General features: G+C 67.1%; 14 protein-coding genes and 2 pseudogenes. 7 read left to right on the top strand and 9 right to left on the bottom strand.

Going from position 1 to position 14906, the window contains the following annotated elements:
- From GXB81_RS31650 to mpl, 9 genes and pseudogenes are all read right to left on the bottom strand, one after another.
- Positions 1-289: pseudogene (locus GXB81_RS31650) on the bottom strand (2-dehydro-3-deoxy-6-phosphogalactonate aldolase); the annotation flags it as partial.
- A gap of 38 nt (positions 290-327) precedes the next feature.
- Positions 328-771: pseudogene (locus GXB81_RS28135) on the bottom strand (2-dehydro-3-deoxy-6-phosphogalactonate aldolase); the annotation flags it as partial.
- A gap of 48 nt (positions 772-819) precedes the next feature.
- Positions 820-1947, bottom strand: a complete 1128-nt coding sequence (locus tag GXB81_RS28130) for a 2-dehydro-3-deoxygalactonokinase (protein WP_205990905.1) — start codon at positions 1945-1947, stop codon at positions 820-822.
- Positions 1944-2930: an IclR family transcriptional regulator gene (locus tag GXB81_RS28125; RefSeq protein WP_167048795.1), complete on the bottom strand. Its 987-nt coding sequence runs from the start codon at positions 2928-2930 to the stop codon at positions 1944-1946. The genes GXB81_RS28130 and GXB81_RS28125 overlap by 4 nt, the downstream gene beginning before the upstream one ends.
- Before the next feature lie 387 nt (positions 2931-3317).
- The gene (gene mtgA, locus GXB81_RS28120; protein WP_167048793.1) at positions 3318-4052 is read right to left on the bottom strand and encodes a monofunctional biosynthetic peptidoglycan transglycosylase; all 735 of its coding nucleotides are present in this window, start codon (positions 4050-4052) and stop codon (positions 3318-3320) included.
- Positions 4053-4057: 5 nt separating this feature from the next.
- On the bottom strand, positions 4058-4921 hold the full coding sequence (gene aroE, locus GXB81_RS28115; protein ID WP_205990904.1) for a shikimate dehydrogenase: 864 nt from the start codon (positions 4919-4921) through the stop codon (positions 4058-4060).
- Positions 4918-7104 (bottom strand): RNB domain-containing ribonuclease, encoded by a 2187-nt coding sequence (locus tag GXB81_RS28110; RefSeq protein WP_205990903.1) that lies wholly within the window; start codon positions 7102-7104, stop codon positions 4918-4920. The genes aroE and GXB81_RS28110 overlap by 4 nt, the downstream gene beginning before the upstream one ends.
- Before the next feature lie 132 nt (positions 7105-7236).
- Positions 7237-7863, bottom strand: a complete 627-nt coding sequence (locus tag GXB81_RS28105) for a YqiA/YcfP family alpha/beta fold hydrolase (protein ID WP_205990902.1) — start codon at positions 7861-7863, stop codon at positions 7237-7239.
- Positions 7860-9254, bottom strand: coding sequence for a UDP-N-acetylmuramate:L-alanyl-gamma-D-glutamyl-meso-diaminopimelate ligase (mpl, locus tag GXB81_RS28100; protein WP_205990901.1), 1395 nt, complete (start codon positions 9252-9254; stop codon positions 7860-7862). Before mpl ends, GXB81_RS28105 begins: the two co-directional genes overlap by 4 nt.
- 168 nt (positions 9255-9422) lie before the next feature.
- On the opposite strand from mpl, the gene GXB81_RS28095 reads away from it, so the two are divergent.
- The 7 genes from GXB81_RS28095 to GXB81_RS28065 form a co-directional block, all read left to right on the top strand.
- Entirely contained in the window at positions 9423-10073 is a 651-nt protein-coding gene (locus tag GXB81_RS28095; RefSeq protein WP_167048783.1) for a UDP-N-acetylmuramate--alanine ligase, read from the top strand.
- A 22-nt stretch (positions 10074-10095) separates the two neighbouring features.
- Positions 10096-10656 (top strand): TlpA disulfide reductase family protein, encoded by a 561-nt coding sequence (locus GXB81_RS28090; protein WP_205990900.1) that lies wholly within the window; start codon positions 10096-10098, stop codon positions 10654-10656.
- Between the two features lie 208 nt (positions 10657-10864).
- The gene (gene aroQ, locus GXB81_RS28085) at positions 10865-11320 is read left to right on the top strand and encodes a type II 3-dehydroquinate dehydratase (RefSeq protein WP_167048780.1); all 456 of its coding nucleotides are present in this window, start codon (positions 10865-10867) and stop codon (positions 11318-11320) included.
- Between the two features lie 76 nt (positions 11321-11396).
- The gene (gene accB, locus GXB81_RS28080; RefSeq protein ID WP_167048778.1) at positions 11397-11870 is read left to right on the top strand and encodes an acetyl-CoA carboxylase biotin carboxyl carrier protein; all 474 of its coding nucleotides are present in this window, start codon (positions 11397-11399) and stop codon (positions 11868-11870) included.
- A gap of 116 nt (positions 11871-11986) precedes the next feature.
- Positions 11987-13354 (top strand): acetyl-CoA carboxylase biotin carboxylase subunit, encoded by a 1368-nt coding sequence (accC, locus tag GXB81_RS28075; RefSeq protein ID WP_205990899.1) that lies wholly within the window; start codon positions 11987-11989, stop codon positions 13352-13354.
- 3 nt (positions 13355-13357) lie between these two features.
- Positions 13358-14260: a 50S ribosomal protein L11 methyltransferase gene (gene prmA / locus GXB81_RS28070; protein ID WP_205990898.1), complete on the top strand. Its 903-nt coding sequence runs from the start codon at positions 13358-13360 to the stop codon at positions 14258-14260.
- 47 nt (positions 14261-14307) lie between these two features.
- Positions 14308-14906, top strand: a 599-nt coding sequence (locus tag GXB81_RS28065; protein WP_205990897.1) for a zinc-ribbon domain-containing protein, incomplete at its 3' end; no start/stop codon positions are given.

The following is a 14906-nucleotide window of genomic DNA, read 5'->3' as shown; positions in this document are numbered from 1 at the left end:
CTCCGCAAGCCGTTGAGGTACGCCTTCGCATGCGCGGCGGTCACGGCCGCGCTCTGGCCCGGCTTGTAGAGTGCCGAGCCGAGCCCGAAGCCGTTCGCGCCCGCGCTCAGGAACGGCTCCATGTTTTCCGGCGTGATGCCGCCGACCGGCACGAGCGGCACCTGCGCCGCGACCACCGCGCGCCAGGCCTTCACGACAGGGCTGCCGAGCTGCTCCGCGGGGCACATCCTCAGCACCTCCCCCCCCTTTTCCACGCGTTGAACTCCTCGGTCGCCGTCGCGCCGCCGGGCGCGCCGCGCACGGCCGACACGACATGGCGTGCGAGGTCTCGGCGGGGAACATCTTCAGCACGTCCGCGCCGTTTTTCAGCGCGATGAACGCCTCGGTCGGCGTCGCGACGCCGGGCGCGCACGCGAGGCCCCGCGCCTTCGCGGCGAGGATGACCTCGGGGTCGCTATGCGGCATCACGATGAGTTCGCCGCCGGCCTTTTTGACTTCGTCGACGAATACCGGATGCAGCACCGTGCCCGCGCCGACGATCGCATCGGCCGGCAGCGCCTTGCGGATCGCGGCGATGCTGTCGAACGGCTGCGGCGAATTGAGCGGCACTTCGACGATGCGAAAACCGGCTTCGTAGAGCGCCTGGCCGTGATCGGCCGCATCGGCGGGCGTCACGCCGCGCAGGATCGCGATCAGCGGACAGGCTTCGAACGCGGCGATCAGTCCCGCGTGCGGCATGTACGGCGCGGGCAGGTTGATGTGGGGTTGCATGTCGGTTCCTTGTTGAATGTGCGGTCGCGTCGCCGGTCGGTCGTCCCGTTAGCCTGCGCTCGATACACTTGAAGCGCGGGCGGACGGATCGACGAGCCCCGCCTCGCTCGCGACGCGCCACAGGCCGCGCTCGGTTGCATGTTTGACCAGTTGCGCCCGCTGACAGCCGAATTGCGCGAGCGCGAGGCGATAGCGCTCGCACAGCGCCTCGTTGCCGATCAGCCGCAGACTCTGGCGCGCGAGCGAATCCTGCTGCTGCGCGAGCACCGCGTCGAGGCCGGCCAGCTCGTGCCCGATCAGCAGGCCCGAGAGATAGTCGGGCTGCGCTTCGCTCGGCAACTGAGCGGTGAGGCCGAGCGTGCGCGTACTGAACACGGTCGCGAGCAGGCCGGCTTGGCCGTTTTCGCGCGCGATGCTCACGCCGCGCAGGAATGCTTCGGTATCCGGACGGTCGGGCGTCACCATCGTGCGGCCGAGGATCGTGTGCTCGCGCAGCGCGGCGAATACCTCGCCCGTCATGAACGTATGGAAGTGCTCGATGCGTCCCGCCTGCACGACCGCCCATTTCGCGTGCGTGCCGGGAAGGCCGATCAGCGAGCGAGCGGGGTTGGCCGCGGTGTTGGCCACGGTGTTAGCCACATCGCCGGCCGCGTCGTTCGCGGCGCCCGCGTCTTCGCTGAGCGCGCCGACAATCTGCGTCTCCTCGCCGCGCATCACGTTGGGCAGATCGCCGCGCTGCAACACGCCCGGCACGATATGCAGCGTCGCGCCATTGTCCGCCTTCACGCGGACGATGCCGGCCACGAGCGCGTCGGCGTTGGCGGGCGTATCGACGTACGGCGCTTCGAGCCAGCCTTGCGCGCTGCCGACCATGCCCGCCGCGATCACCGGCACGCCGCTCGCACGCGCGAGCCAGGCGCCGCAGGCATCGTCGAAGGCAGCGTCGAAGCCGCCTTCGGCCGCGCTGCGCGGCAGATTCATGATGCCGGCCGTCGATGCGCGCGTCGCCAGCACGCGGCCCTGCGCGTCGTACAGATAGGCACGCAGCGACGTCGTGCCCCAGTCGAGCGCGATCAGCGCGGCGCGCGCGAAGTCGATGGCGTCGGCGCCGCTATCGATGCCGCTATCGACGGCGCGTTCGTGGTTCGCCACGGTGGCGGTGCCCGCTCGTGTCATCGCTTGATCCTGCGGGTTGCCGGTTGCGGAGCGCGCCAACCGAGTTCTTCCGAGATCGCGCGCGCCTCGCGCTGCACGACCGGAATCAGTTCGTCCATGCGTTCGAGCGGCATGTACGGAATCGTGCTCGCCACCGACAGCGCCGCGACGATCGCCCCCGACGCGTCGCGCACCGGCGCCGCGACGCAGCGGATCGCCGCTTCGTTTTCTTCGAGATCGAAGGTGTAGCCGCCGGCCGCGTAGTGGGTCATGCGTTGCAGGAAGGTCGGCGCGTCGGGGCGGTTGTCGGGCTTGAAGCTGACGCCCGCGAGCGCGCGGCGCGACGCGTCGAACAGCGACTGCCACGCGTCGGGGCCAAGGTCGAGCATCATCGCCTTGCCGATGCCGGTCGACGCGAGCGGCATGCGATGGCCGACGCGCGAGCGCATTTCGAGGCCGCGCGTGCCGGGAATCTTGTCGATGTACAGCACGTCGTCGCCGTCGCGCACGCCGAGGTGGATCGTGTCGAGCGTCTGCTCGGCGAGCGATTCCAGATGCGGACGCGCGACGGCGGTCAGCGGCATCTGTTCGAGCGCGATCGTGCCGAGCTCGATCAGCTTCGGCCCGAGCAGATAGCCGCCCTGCACCTGCCGCAGATAGCGCGCCTGCACGAGACTGCTGACGAGCCGGTGCGTGGTGCTGCGCGTCGTGCCGAGCGCGGCGCCGAAGCTGCGCAGATCGCGCACGCCGGCGGCGGCCGCTTCGAGAATCGCGAGCCCGCGCAGGAGCGTCTGCGTGCCGGCCTGCTGCGGCGTGATCTCCAGCAGCGTGACGGGCAGCCCGAGTCCGTCGACGGTGCCCGGCCGCGCGACGGGACGCGACGCTTTCGCGGCAACGCTGGCGGTGGCGGCAACGCCGACCGCGTCGGCCTTGCGCGGCGTGGCGCTCGCGGCGGGATCGTCCTCGGACACGTTGACGGCGTGGGTAGGCATCGCTTTGTTCATGGCGATTCGCTTTCGATGGTGTTGCGCTTAGCGCGCGGGACTGGAGAACAGGACGGGGATGTGCGCGGCAGGGATGCCTGCGACGCCGCAAGGATGCGGTCTTTGCATGGTGAGCCTCGTCTCCAGTTTTTTGCTGTTGCTACCGGCGTGGCCGGAGCGCTGAGCGTTCCGGATCGCGGTGCATGTTGAGCTGGATTGTAGGGCGACTTTCTGGAATCACCAATATGTGAATGTTGAGTCCAAATAATGAGATTTTAGTTGCCAATCAAGTGTTTAGCGATGCCTGGCACGCGTGGGTTTCAGGCGCAAAAAAGCCCGCGCGCGGCGGGCTTCAGACTGCGGGAAAACAGGGTTTGGGGCGCTCGCGCACGAGTGGCGCGCGGCGATTCACTCGGGCAATTCGGCGGAGCCCATGCGTCGCGCGATCACGCGCGAGCGCTGCGCGAGATAGGCGGAATTGCGGTGCTCGTCGAAATATCGGGGATTCGGCAGCATCACGGCGAGCCGCGCCGACTGCGCGGCCGTGAGCTTGCTCGCCGAGGTCTTGTAGTAGTACTGCGCGGCGGCCTCGGCACCATACACGCCGTTGCCCCATTCGACCGAATTCAGATAGATCTCGAAGATGCGCTGCTTGTCCATCAGCGTTTCGAGCATCCACGTGATGATGAGCTCCTGCCCCTTGCGGATGTAACTCTTCTCGCGCGACAGAAACAGGTTGCGCGCGAGCTGCTGCGTGATCGTCGAGCCGCCGCGCACGATGCGGCCCTTCGCCTTGTTGCGCTCCCACGCCTGCAGAATCGCGTCGGTTTCGTAGCCGTTGTTGTTGACGAAGTTCGCGTCTTCGGAGGCGATGATCGCGCGCTTCAGATTGCGCGAAATCTGCTCGTACGGCACCCAGCTGCGCTGCACCGAGAGGTCCGGCCGATCCTGCGACAGACGCCACGCGTCCGAGCGCATGAAGGCCGTCGAACGCGGATCGACGACGTTCCAGACCGCGATCTGCGCAAAGTAGAACGCCTGCGTCGCGAGCCAGGCGATCGCAAACACTGCGATCAGCCAGGCGAGCCAGCGCAGCAGGCCGGACTGGCCCCGCGAACCGCTCACGCGCCGCGTCGCCGTCATCGCGCTCAGGCGGGAGACGACGCCGTCAGCAGCGCGCGCAATTCGGCGAGCACCGGCGCGCCGTCCGGACGCACGCCGCGCCACACGTAAAACGATTCGGCGGCCTGCTCGACCAGCATGCCGAGACCGTCCGCGCCGCGCGCGCCGAGCTTCGCCGCGTGCTCCATGAAGACCGTCGGATGCGCGCCGTACATCATGTCGTAGGCGAGCGTGCCGTTGCCGAACGCGCGCTCGTCGCACTCGGGCAGCGACGCGTCGAGGCTGCCCGCCGTCGCGTTGACGATCACGTCGTACTGGCCCGCTTCGATCGCGCGCGCGCTGCCGCCCGCCAGATTGCAGTGCGCGTCGCGCGCGGCCTGCGCGAACTGCTCGACCAGCGCCTCGGCCTTTTCCGCCGTGCGATTGACGATCGTCAGCGTGTGCGGCGCGCGGTCGAGCATCGGCAGCACGACGCCGCGCGCCGCGCCGCCCGCGCCGAGCAGCAGGATGCGCGCGCCCTTCAGCGGCACGCCGAGATTGACCTCGATGTCGCGCACGAGGCCGAAGCCGTCGGTGTTGTCGCCGTAGATGCCATCCGCGTCGACGCGCAGTGTGTTCACGGCGCCGGACGCCGCCGCGCGCGGCGATAGCGTGGTCGCGAACGCATGCGCGTCGAGCTTGAACGGCACGGTCACGTTCAGACCGCGCCCGCCCGCCTCGATGAACGTGCGCACGTGCGGCACGAACGCATCGACCGGGGCGAGCAGAGGACCGTAGTCGATCGGCTCGCCGGTTTGCGCCGCGAAGCGTCCGTGGATGAACGGCGACTTGCTATGGCCGATAGGGTTGCCGATGACCGCGTAGCGGTCGCGCGTCTGATTGCCGCTCATCGTCCCGGCTCCGTGAGGTGTTGTTCGGCGTCCGTGGGGTTGGCTGCGCCGTCGCTTCCATTGTTGCTGCCATTGTTGTTCTCGTCGCCGTTTGCCTCGGCCGACGCGGACTCGCCGTTGGGGTTGTCGTCCGGGAGCCCCGCTTCGGCTTCGGCTTCGGCTTCGGCTTCGGCTTCGGCTTCGGCTTCGGCTTCGCTTGCGGCGCTATCGTCGGCGGCGTCGAGCAGTTCTTCCTCGCCCTCGTCCGCTTCGTCGGCTTCCGCGCCGCTCGTCACGGTCGGCGCATCGAGCACGTGCAATAGACGCACCGACGCTTCGATCGTCAACTCGTCGATCGACATGACTTCCATCTGCAAACGCGTGCCGCGCGCATGCACGCCGAGGCCCGGCACATGCAGCAGCAGCGGAATTTCTTCGAGACGCACGAGATCGCCCTTCACGACCGACGCCACCACCTGTTTGCGATTCTCCTGCTTGAGCCAGCGCAGACACCAGAAGTACTCCATGCGGCGCTGGTAATCGGCGTACGCGGTGTAAGTGTCGTCGAAGCCCTGCACGACCGCGAACAGATCGGCGTCCTTCGGCTTGAATGGCGCGGCCAGCTTCGCGGTCACGCCGTGCTGTACGCAGGCGATCAGTTGCCACTGGTTCACGAGGTCGACGTAGCGGCGCAGCGGCGAGGTGCTCCACGCGTACTGCGTGACGCCGAGCCCTTCGTGCGGCGCGGCGTTGGTCTGCATGCGCGTGCGCTTCGGGCCGCTCGGCGCACCGAACGCGCGCTGCGTGCGATAGATGCCCGGCACGCCGTGATCGTGCAGGAACGCGCCCCACGACGAGTTCGCGAGAATCGCCAGTTCGGCGACGATCGTGTCGAGCGGCGAGCCGCGCCGGCGCGGCGTGATCGTGACATGCTCGCCGTCGACGTAGAAATTGAAATCGGTATTGCGCTGCACTTCGCGGCGCAAGCCATAGCCGGCGCGCGCGGCCTGGCGCTTTTCGAACAGCGCCTGGGCGAACGGCCACAGCACCGCGATGTCGTCCTTATGCGGATACTCGCCCGCGCCTTCGGCCAGTGCCTCTTCGGTGACGACTTCGTCGAGCGTGTTGTGGCGCAGGTTGTTCTTCACGAACACGCGCTCGGCGCGCGTTTCGCTCGCGACGATCTCCTGCGTCTCGCGATTGACGATCACATACAGCGACAGCGCCGGCCGATAGTCGCCCTCGCCGAGCGTAAAAGTTTCGACCACGCTGTCGGGCAGCATCGTGATCTTGTCGCCGGGCATATAGACGGTGGAGAGCCGCGCGCGCGCGATCGCGTCGACCTCGTCGCCGCGCTGGATGCCGAGCGCCGGCGCGGCGATGTGCACGCCGATGCGCACGCGGCCGTCGGCCAGATGCTCGACCGAGAACGCGTCGTCGATTTCGGTGGTCGTGATGTCGTCGATCGAGAACGCTTCGACGTCGGCCTGCGGCAGATCGTCGGGCACGTTCGCGGCGGCGACCGCCGGGAAACCGGTGCCGTGCGGGAAAAACTCGGAGAGGAATTTCGCTTCGTGCAGCGCACGCGGCGAAGCGATCGCGCCGCATTCGAGCAACAGGCGCGCCTGCGAAATGCCGCGCGCGGCCGCGGCGCCTTCGAGCGCCTTGTATTCGATCGTGTTCTTGTCGGGCTTCGTGAGCAGCGCAAGCGCCTTGTTGCCGGTAAACGCTTCCGGCAGACGGCCTTCCTTCAGCTCGTCTTCGTACTGTGCCTGCACGAGCGCCTGCTGGCGCTTGCGTTCGAGACCCGCGAGCGCCATCTTCAACTGCTCCTGCGGCGCGCGCTGATACATGCCGCGGCCCTTGCGGCGGAAATACACCGGCGAGCCATGCATGCGCAGCACGAGCGCCGCGCGTTCGGCCGCGCCGAAGCTCTCGCCGAAATACTCGGCGCCGAGCGTCGCGAACGGGAATTCGTCCTCAGGCGCGCATTCCCACAGGAAATCGAGATCGATCTCCTGCGCGAGCGCGTCGGCCTGCTGCATCAATTCGGCCGCGGCCGGCTTCTCGAATTCGATCAGCACGTCCTTCGCGCGCACCTTCGCGCGCCGCCCGCCCGGCAACTCGACCTGAAACGCATCGCCCTGGCGCGACAGCACGCTGCCGGCCTTGAAACTGCCCGATTCCTCGAAGAAAACGTTCACTCAATACTCTCGTTCTGACTTGCATCTGCCGGCGCGCCCGATCCCGTTCTGCGATCGGTCACTGCGTGCGCGGCACGGCAACGTGTTCGTGGTAGTGGTCCGCGGCGCGATACGCGCGCCCGCGGGGTCAATTCAGGCCGCCTCACGCGGCGCCGGCGGCTCGACGTGGCGGGCGTCGCAAAACGCCAGCACGTCGTCGACGTATTGCGCGAACTCGCTGATCGCGTGGTCACTGCCTTCGATCAGCTTTGTGCGCGCGCCCGGATAGTGCGCGAGCATTTCGCGGTAGTCGAGCACCTCGTCGCCGGTGGCGGCCATCAAATAATAGCGTTCGGGCCGCGTGATCGACGTGATGCCGAGCGCACGCAACTCATCCAGATGATGCGGCTCGACGACGATGCTGCCGCCGCCGTGCCACAACGGCTGCTCGCCGAGATAGGCGCTCAGATCGCGCTGCGGCACGACCGCCGGGTTCAGCAGCACGGCCGGCCAGCCGTGCTTTTCGGCGAGGTGCGTGGCGAAATAGCCGCCGAGCGAGCTGCCGATCACCGTCACCGGCTTCGCGGCGGATGCCATCGTGCCCTTCGCGCGGGCCTCGGCCACCAGCGACTCGGCAAGCGCGACCGTTTCCAGCGGCGACACCGGCAGCATCGGACAGCACCATTCGTCGTTGCGGCCCAGCTCGGCAAGCCGCGCCGCCATGACGCGCGCCTTGAACGAATTCGGCGACGAACGGAAACCGTGCAGATAGAGAATCACGCCGCGCCTCGCGCGGCAAGGCCGTCGAGCAGCTTCTGATGCACGCCGCCGAAGCCGCCGTTGCTCATCACGAGCACCTGATCGCCGGGGCGCGCGGCGTAAACCACCGCTTTGACGAGCGCGTCGAGATCGGCGAATGCCTGCGCCTTGCCGCCAAGCGGCGCGAGCGCTTCGCCTAGATTCCAGCCGAGCGCGTCGCGGCCGGCCGGCGCGCCGTAGCCGAACACGAGGTCGGCGTCGGCGAGACTCGCCGGCAGTTGCGCTTTCATGACGCCGAGCTTCATCGTGTTCGAGCGCGGTTCGAGCACCGCGAGAATCCGCGTGTTGTCGCGGCCGACGCGCGCGCGCAAGCCGGCCACCGTCGTCTCGATCGCGGTCGGGTGGTGCGCGAAGTCGTCGTACACGGTCACGCCGTCGACGCTGCCGCGCACTTCCATGCGGCGCTTCACGTTGCGAAAGCCCGACAGCGACTTCGCGGCCTGCGCGGGCGGCACACCGACGTGGCGCGCGGCGGCGATCGCGGCCAGCGCGTTCATGCGGTTGTGCTCGCCCTGCACCTGCCAGTCGACCACGCCGACGCGCTCGCCGTTGTGATAGACGGCGAAGCGCTCGTCGACGGGCACGCCCTGTTCGGCCGGCTGCATGTCCCAGCCGCCCTGCACGCCGAAGCGCTCGACCTCGCTCCAGCAGCCGCGCGTGAGCACGCGTTCGAGCGCGTCCTCGCGGCCGTTCGTGACGACGCGCCCGAGGCCCGGCACCGTGCGGATCAGATGATGGAACTGCGTTTCGATCGCGGCGAGATCGGGGAAGATGTCGGCGTGATCGAATTCGAGATTGTTCAGCACCGCCGTTTTGGGGCGGTAATGGACGAACTTCGAGCGTTTGTCGAAGAACGCGGTGTCGTATTCGTCGGCTTCTATCACGAAGAAGCTCGAATCGGTGAGCCGCGCCGACACGCCGAAATTGAGCGGCACGCCGCCGATCAGGAAACCGGGGTTCAGGCCCGCGTCTTCGAGCAGCCAGGTCAGCATCGAACTCGTGGTGGTCTTGCCGTGGGTGCCGGCCACCGCCAGCACCCACTTGCCGTTCAGCACGTGCTCGCCGAGCCATTGCGGACCGGACACGTACGGCAGGCCACGGTCGAGAATCGCTTCCATCAGCGGATTGCCGCGCGAGACCACGTTGCCGATCACGAACAGGTCCGCGTTCAGGCCGTTCAGCTGGTCCGCGTCGTAACCCTCGATCAGACCGATGCCTTGCGCCTCGAGCTGCGTGCTCATCGGCGGATAGACGCCGGCATCGCAGCCGGTCACCGTGTGGCCCGCGTTGCGCGCGAGCACCGCGAGACCGCCCATGAAGGTGCCGCAGATGCCGAGGATGTGGATGTGCATAAGCCTGTCGTGCCGCGCGGGCGTTTTTTTGCGAGGGATGGGAGTGCCGCAGGACGGCCGGAACGACCGTCTGCAAAGGACGCCTATTGTAACCGACGCGGCTCGCGCAGCCGGTTCGCCGCACCCCGCCGAACCGCGTCGCCAACCTCGATCTAGTATCATGGACGGATGGTCCGCAAATCACATTTCGATCCGCAGCGCGTGCGCGAGGAAATCGCCATCGCGGCTGCCCGCATGATTGCCGAAGACGGTCTGGACTACGCCACCGCGAAGCGCAAAGCGGCCCGGCAGGTCGTCGGCGAGAGTCGTGTTGCCGGCGAATGGCTGCCGGACAACGATCAGATCGAAGCGGAAATCCGCGAGTATCAATCGCTGTTTCAGGGCGACAGCCAGCCGGCGCTGCTGCGACGGCTGCGCGTGATCGCGGTCGACTGGATGGAGCGGCTCGCGCCGTTCAATCCGTATCTGACCGGCGCGGTGCTCGGCGGCACGGCCGGCGAACATTCGGACGTGCATCTGCAAGTGTTCTGCGACAACCCGAAGGAAGTCGCGATTCATCTGCTGAACGCGAACGTCCAGTACGACGTGTCGGAAACGCGGCATTTCGCGGGCCGCGGCTACGTCGAAACGCTGAGCTTCCTCTGGCGCCCCCCGGACGAGCGCGACGCGGAGCCGGTCGGCATCCACGTCGCGCTGTACGAAACCGACGATCTGCGCGGCGCGGTGCGCGCCGATGCGCGCGGCCGCACGGCACGGGCCAATCTGCAGGCGGTGCAGGCGCTGCTCGACGACGGCGCAATCACCTCCTTCACCAACTGAACTGAAACAAAGCAGAGCGACAATGAACACGAGACGGATTCTGGCAAGCGCGGTGGTCGCGCTGGTCGCCGCGGGCGGCGGAGTGCTGGCCAATCACTGGTTCAATCGCGATGCCGAGGTTGCGTACGCGGCGCAGGGCGGCGCGCAGTCCGACACGACTCGGAGCGCGGTCGAGCAGCTGTGGGCCGCGCCGGTCACGAGCGTCGACGGCAAGCCGCAGTCGCTGAGCCTGCTCAAGGGGCACCCGGTCGTCGTCAACTTCTGGGCCTCGTGGTGCGGGCCGTGCGTCGAGGAAATGCCCGAGCTGTCGCAGATTCAGCGCGAGTACCAGAAGAAAGGCATCCAGTTCGTCGGCCTCGGCGTCGACTCGGAAAAGAACATCGAGGCGTTCCTGCAGAAGGTCAAGGTGGCCTATCCGATCTACGTGACCGGTTTCGGCGGCGCCGACCTCGCGCGCGCCTTCGGCAACAACGCGGGCGGCTTGCCGTTTACCGTCGTGATCGACGCAAAAGGCAACATCCGCTCGACAAAATTGGGACAGATCGACCCCAAGGCGCTCCGTCAGACGCTCGATACGCTGTAAATTCCCGGTTTCTTTTGCTGCCGCCTTTTAGTACCCGATTTCGCGCGGAACGAGTAAAAATGCGCGAGAATCCCGTGGATTTGAGTGAAGATGAGTCCGCCGCGCGGTGACGCGCCGCGCCGGCAAGCGCTCCGTACGCGCGCGAAACTAGACAAGTTTCTCTAATCAGCGCTAAAGTGCGCGCAATTCCACGGAAAAAGAAGCGACCATGACGCGACTGCTGGTACTGCACGGACCTAACCTCACCCTTCTCGGCACCCGGGAATCCGAGGTCTACGGTCACGTGACCCTGCCGCAGATCGATCAGGCGCTGGCGGACCGCGCGGCCGACGCAGGCGTCGAGCTGGCGTCGTTCCAGAGCAATCACGAAGGCGCGCTGGTCGACCGCATCCAGTCGGCCCGTGCGGAAAAAACCGATTTCATCCTGATCAATCCCGCCGCGTACACGCACACGAGCGTGGCGATTCGGGACGCACTGGCGGGGGTCGGCATCCCGTTCGTCGAGATTCATCTGTCGAACGTGCATCGCCGCGAACCGTTCAGGCATCACTCGTATTTCTCCGACCTGGCTGAAAGCGTGATTTACGGCTTTGGCTGGAAGGGGTATCTGTACGCACTCGAATTCGCGCTCGACCGGCTCGCGGCCGGCTCGCCGCGCGGCTGAATCCAAACACGTCCAATTTGAGCCGGCTACTGCGCTTGCACGGGCCGGCACACTACGCATTGAAAGGGGCAACCTGATGGATCTACGTAAACTCAAAACTCTGATCGACCTCGTCTCGGAGTCCGGCATCTCCGAACTCGAAGTAACCGAGGGCGAAGGCAAGGTCCGCATCGTCAAGAATGCGCCGCCGGTTTACGTGCAACCGTCCGCCTCGTACGCGGCTCCGCAATTCGCGCCGCCGGCACCGGCCGCGGCGGGCGAAGCGTCGGCCGCCACGGCAGCCGCGGCGGCGGCACCGGCAGCCGCCGCGCCGCAGGGTCACGTCGTGACGTCGCCGATGGTCGGCACGTTCTACCGCGCGCCGTCGCCGGGCGCCGATCCGTTCGTGCAGGTCGGCGACACGGTCAAGGAAGGCCAGACCATCTGCATCATCGAAGCGATGAAGCTCTTGAACGAGATCGAATCGGACAAGTCCGGCGTGGTCAAGGAAATCCTCGTCGAAAACGGCCAGGCGGTCGAATACGGCCAACCGCTGTTCGTGGTCGGCTAACGCGGCACGCACCATTCGCCGCCCGCGCGCCGCCCGTTCCGAGGCGCGCGACCGATCCTCTGCGGCAGCCGGCGTCGTGATCGACCCGGCGCCCATTGATGAGTCGAAAACCCGCTATGTTTGAAAAAATCCTCATTGCCAATCGCGGCGAGATCGCGCTCCGTATCCAGCGCGCCTGCCGCGAGCTCGGTGTCAAGACGGTCGTCGTCTATTCGGAAGCCGACAAGGAAGCCAAGTACGTGAAGCTCGCCGACGAGGCGGTCTGCATCGGCCCGGCGCCTTCGAATCTGAGCTATCTGAACATGCCCGCGCTCATCAGCGCGGCCGAAGTCACCGACGCCGAAGCGATCCACCCCGGCTACGGCTTCCTCTCGGAGAACGCCGACTTCGCCGAGCGCGTCGAGCAGTCCGGCTTCACCTTCATCGGCCCGCGTCCGGAAACGATCCGCATGATGGGCGACAAGGTCACCGCCAAGCAGACCATGATCAAGACCGGCGTGCCGTGCGTGCCGGGCTCGGAAGGCGCATTGCCGGACGATCCGAAGGAGATCGTGAAAATCGCCCGCCAGATCGGCTATCCGGTCATCATCAAGGCGGCGGGCGGCGGCGGCGGGCGCGGCATGCGCGTGGTCCACACGGAAGCGGCGCTCGTCAACGCGGTCAACATGACCCGCGAGGAAGCCGGCCGCGCGTTCGGCAACTCGCAGGTCTACATGGAGAAATTCCTCGAGAACCCGCGGCACATCGAAATCCAGGTGCTGTCGGACTCGTTCAGGAACGCGCTGTGGCTCGGCGAGCGCGACTGCTCGATGCAGCGCCGCCACCAGAAAGTGATCGAGGAAGCGCCGGCGCCCGGCATCGCGCGCCGCCTGATCGAGCGGATCGGCGATCGTTGCGCCGACGCCTGCAAGAAGATGGGCTACCTCGGCGCGGGCACCTTCGAATTCCTGTACGAGAACGGCGAGTTCTACTTCATCGAGATGAACACGCGCGTGCAGGTCGAGCACCCGGTCACCGAGCTCATCACCGGGGTCGACATCGTGCAGGAGCAGATCCGCATCGCAGCCGGCGAGAAGCTCGTGCTCCGTCAGCGCGACATCCAGTTCCGCGGCCATGCGATCGAGTGCCGCATCAACGCCGAAGATCCGTTCAAGTTCACGCCGTCGCCGGGACGCCTGACCTCGTGGCACATGCCGGGCGGCCCCGGCATCCGCGTCGACTCGCACGCCTACAACGGTTATTTCGTGCCGCCGAACTACGATTCGATGATCGGCAAGCTGATCGCCTACGGCGCGACGCGCGAGCAGGCGATCATGCGCATGCGTATCGCGCTGTCGGAAATGGTGGTCGAAGGCATTCAGACCAACATCCCGCTGCACCGCGAACTGATGCTCGACGCGAAGTTCGTCGAAGGCGGCACGAGCATTCACTACCTCGAAAACCGGTTGGCCGCGCGTCAGCAGGTCGCGCCGGAAGAAGCGTAAGTCATGAGCTATCGGGAACTGGTCGCCGAACTGGCGCGCGAGCACGCGGAGGAACTCTCCGACGCGCTGCTCGACCTGGGTGCGCTGTCGGTCTCGGTCGAAGACGCCGACGCCGATACGCCCGACGAGCAGCCGCTCTTCGGCGAACCCGGTCTCACGCCGGATCGCACAGCCTGGCAGCGCTCGCGCGTGATCGCGCTGCTCGCGCCGGAACACGAGCCGGCCGTGCTGCTGACCGCGGCGGCCAATGAAATCGGCCTCGACGCGGCGCCGTCGTTCAGCGTGCGCGAAGTCGAGGAGCAGGATTGGGTGCGGCTCACGCAGTCGCAGTTCGATCCGATCCAGATCGGCGAGCGCATCTGGGTCGTGCCGTCCTGGCACGACGCACCGGACCCCGACGCGCTCGTGCTCGAACTGGACCCGGGCCTCGCGTTCGGCACCGGCAGCCATCCGACCACGCGCCTGTGCATGGAGTGGATCGAGCAGTCGGTCAAGGCCGGCCAGTCGGTGCTCGACTACGGCTGCGGCTCCGGCATTTTGGCGATTCTCGCGAAGAAGTGCGGCGCGAATCCGGTGACCGGCATCGACATCGATCCGCAGGCGGTCGAGTCGGCGCGCCACAACAGCGAGCGCAACCACGCCGAGGTCGCCTACGGCTTGCCCGACGCGTGTCCCGCCGGCGAGTTCGACGTCGTGGTCGCCAATATCCTGTCCAATCCGCTGAAATTGATGGCGTCGATGCTCGCGTCGAAGGTGAAGCCGGGCGGGTGCATCGCGCTGTCGGGCATTCTCGCGCGCCAGGCGGACGAAGTCGCGCAGGTCTACGCGCGCTGGATCGATATCGGCGTATGGCGCGAACACGAGGGCTGGGTATGCCTCGCCGGAACGCGCCGCGAAAGCCATTAGAATAAGGCGTATTGTCAAACCAACGGCCTCAGGCTCAACGGCTCGATATGCTCCTGGCGACGCGTTGCCCCTTCTGCGAAACCGTCTTCCGTCTGCAACCGGCGCAGCTCGCGCAGCGCCGCGGCCTCGTGCGCTGCGGACATTGCCAGGAAGTGTTCGACGCCTCGGGCAGTCTGTTCGACGTCAGCGGGGGCGGCGACCTCTCCACCGCCAGACCGGTCGCCGCGTCGGCCATCGAGGCGCTGGCCGGCACACCTGAGACAAACCCCGGCGCCGAAGCGCGGGACTCGTGGGCCTCCGCGTCCGGCAGCACGCTCGATAGCCATCTGCGTCATCACGCGGACAGCATGCAGCTCGCACCGCTACCGCTCGACAACGGCGAAAACGCGCCGTCCACCGCCCCGACCGCCCCGACCTCTCCTACCCGTCGCGCCAGCGAACCCGAACTGCCCACCGGCGGCTTCACTGCGCCGCTGCCGCGAGATCAGGAACCAACGCTGCAGGAACCGACGCTGGCCGATGCGCCGCCCGATCCATTTGCTTATCCGTCAGACGACGGGCTTGCGGACGCGGCGCGGCGCATGCCGGCCGAAGCGCCGCCACCTGCCGAACCGCCTCGCGCGGCGCCCGTGCCGCCGTCCGCCGA

The sequence above is a fragment of the Paraburkholderia sp. Ac-20336 genome (genome assembly GCF_017105025.1).
GTDB lineage: Bacteria > Pseudomonadota > Gammaproteobacteria > Burkholderiales > Burkholderiaceae > Paraburkholderia.
The sequence above is the reverse complement of the archived record's forward strand: the minus strand, read 5'-3'. Positions and strand labels throughout refer to the sequence as shown.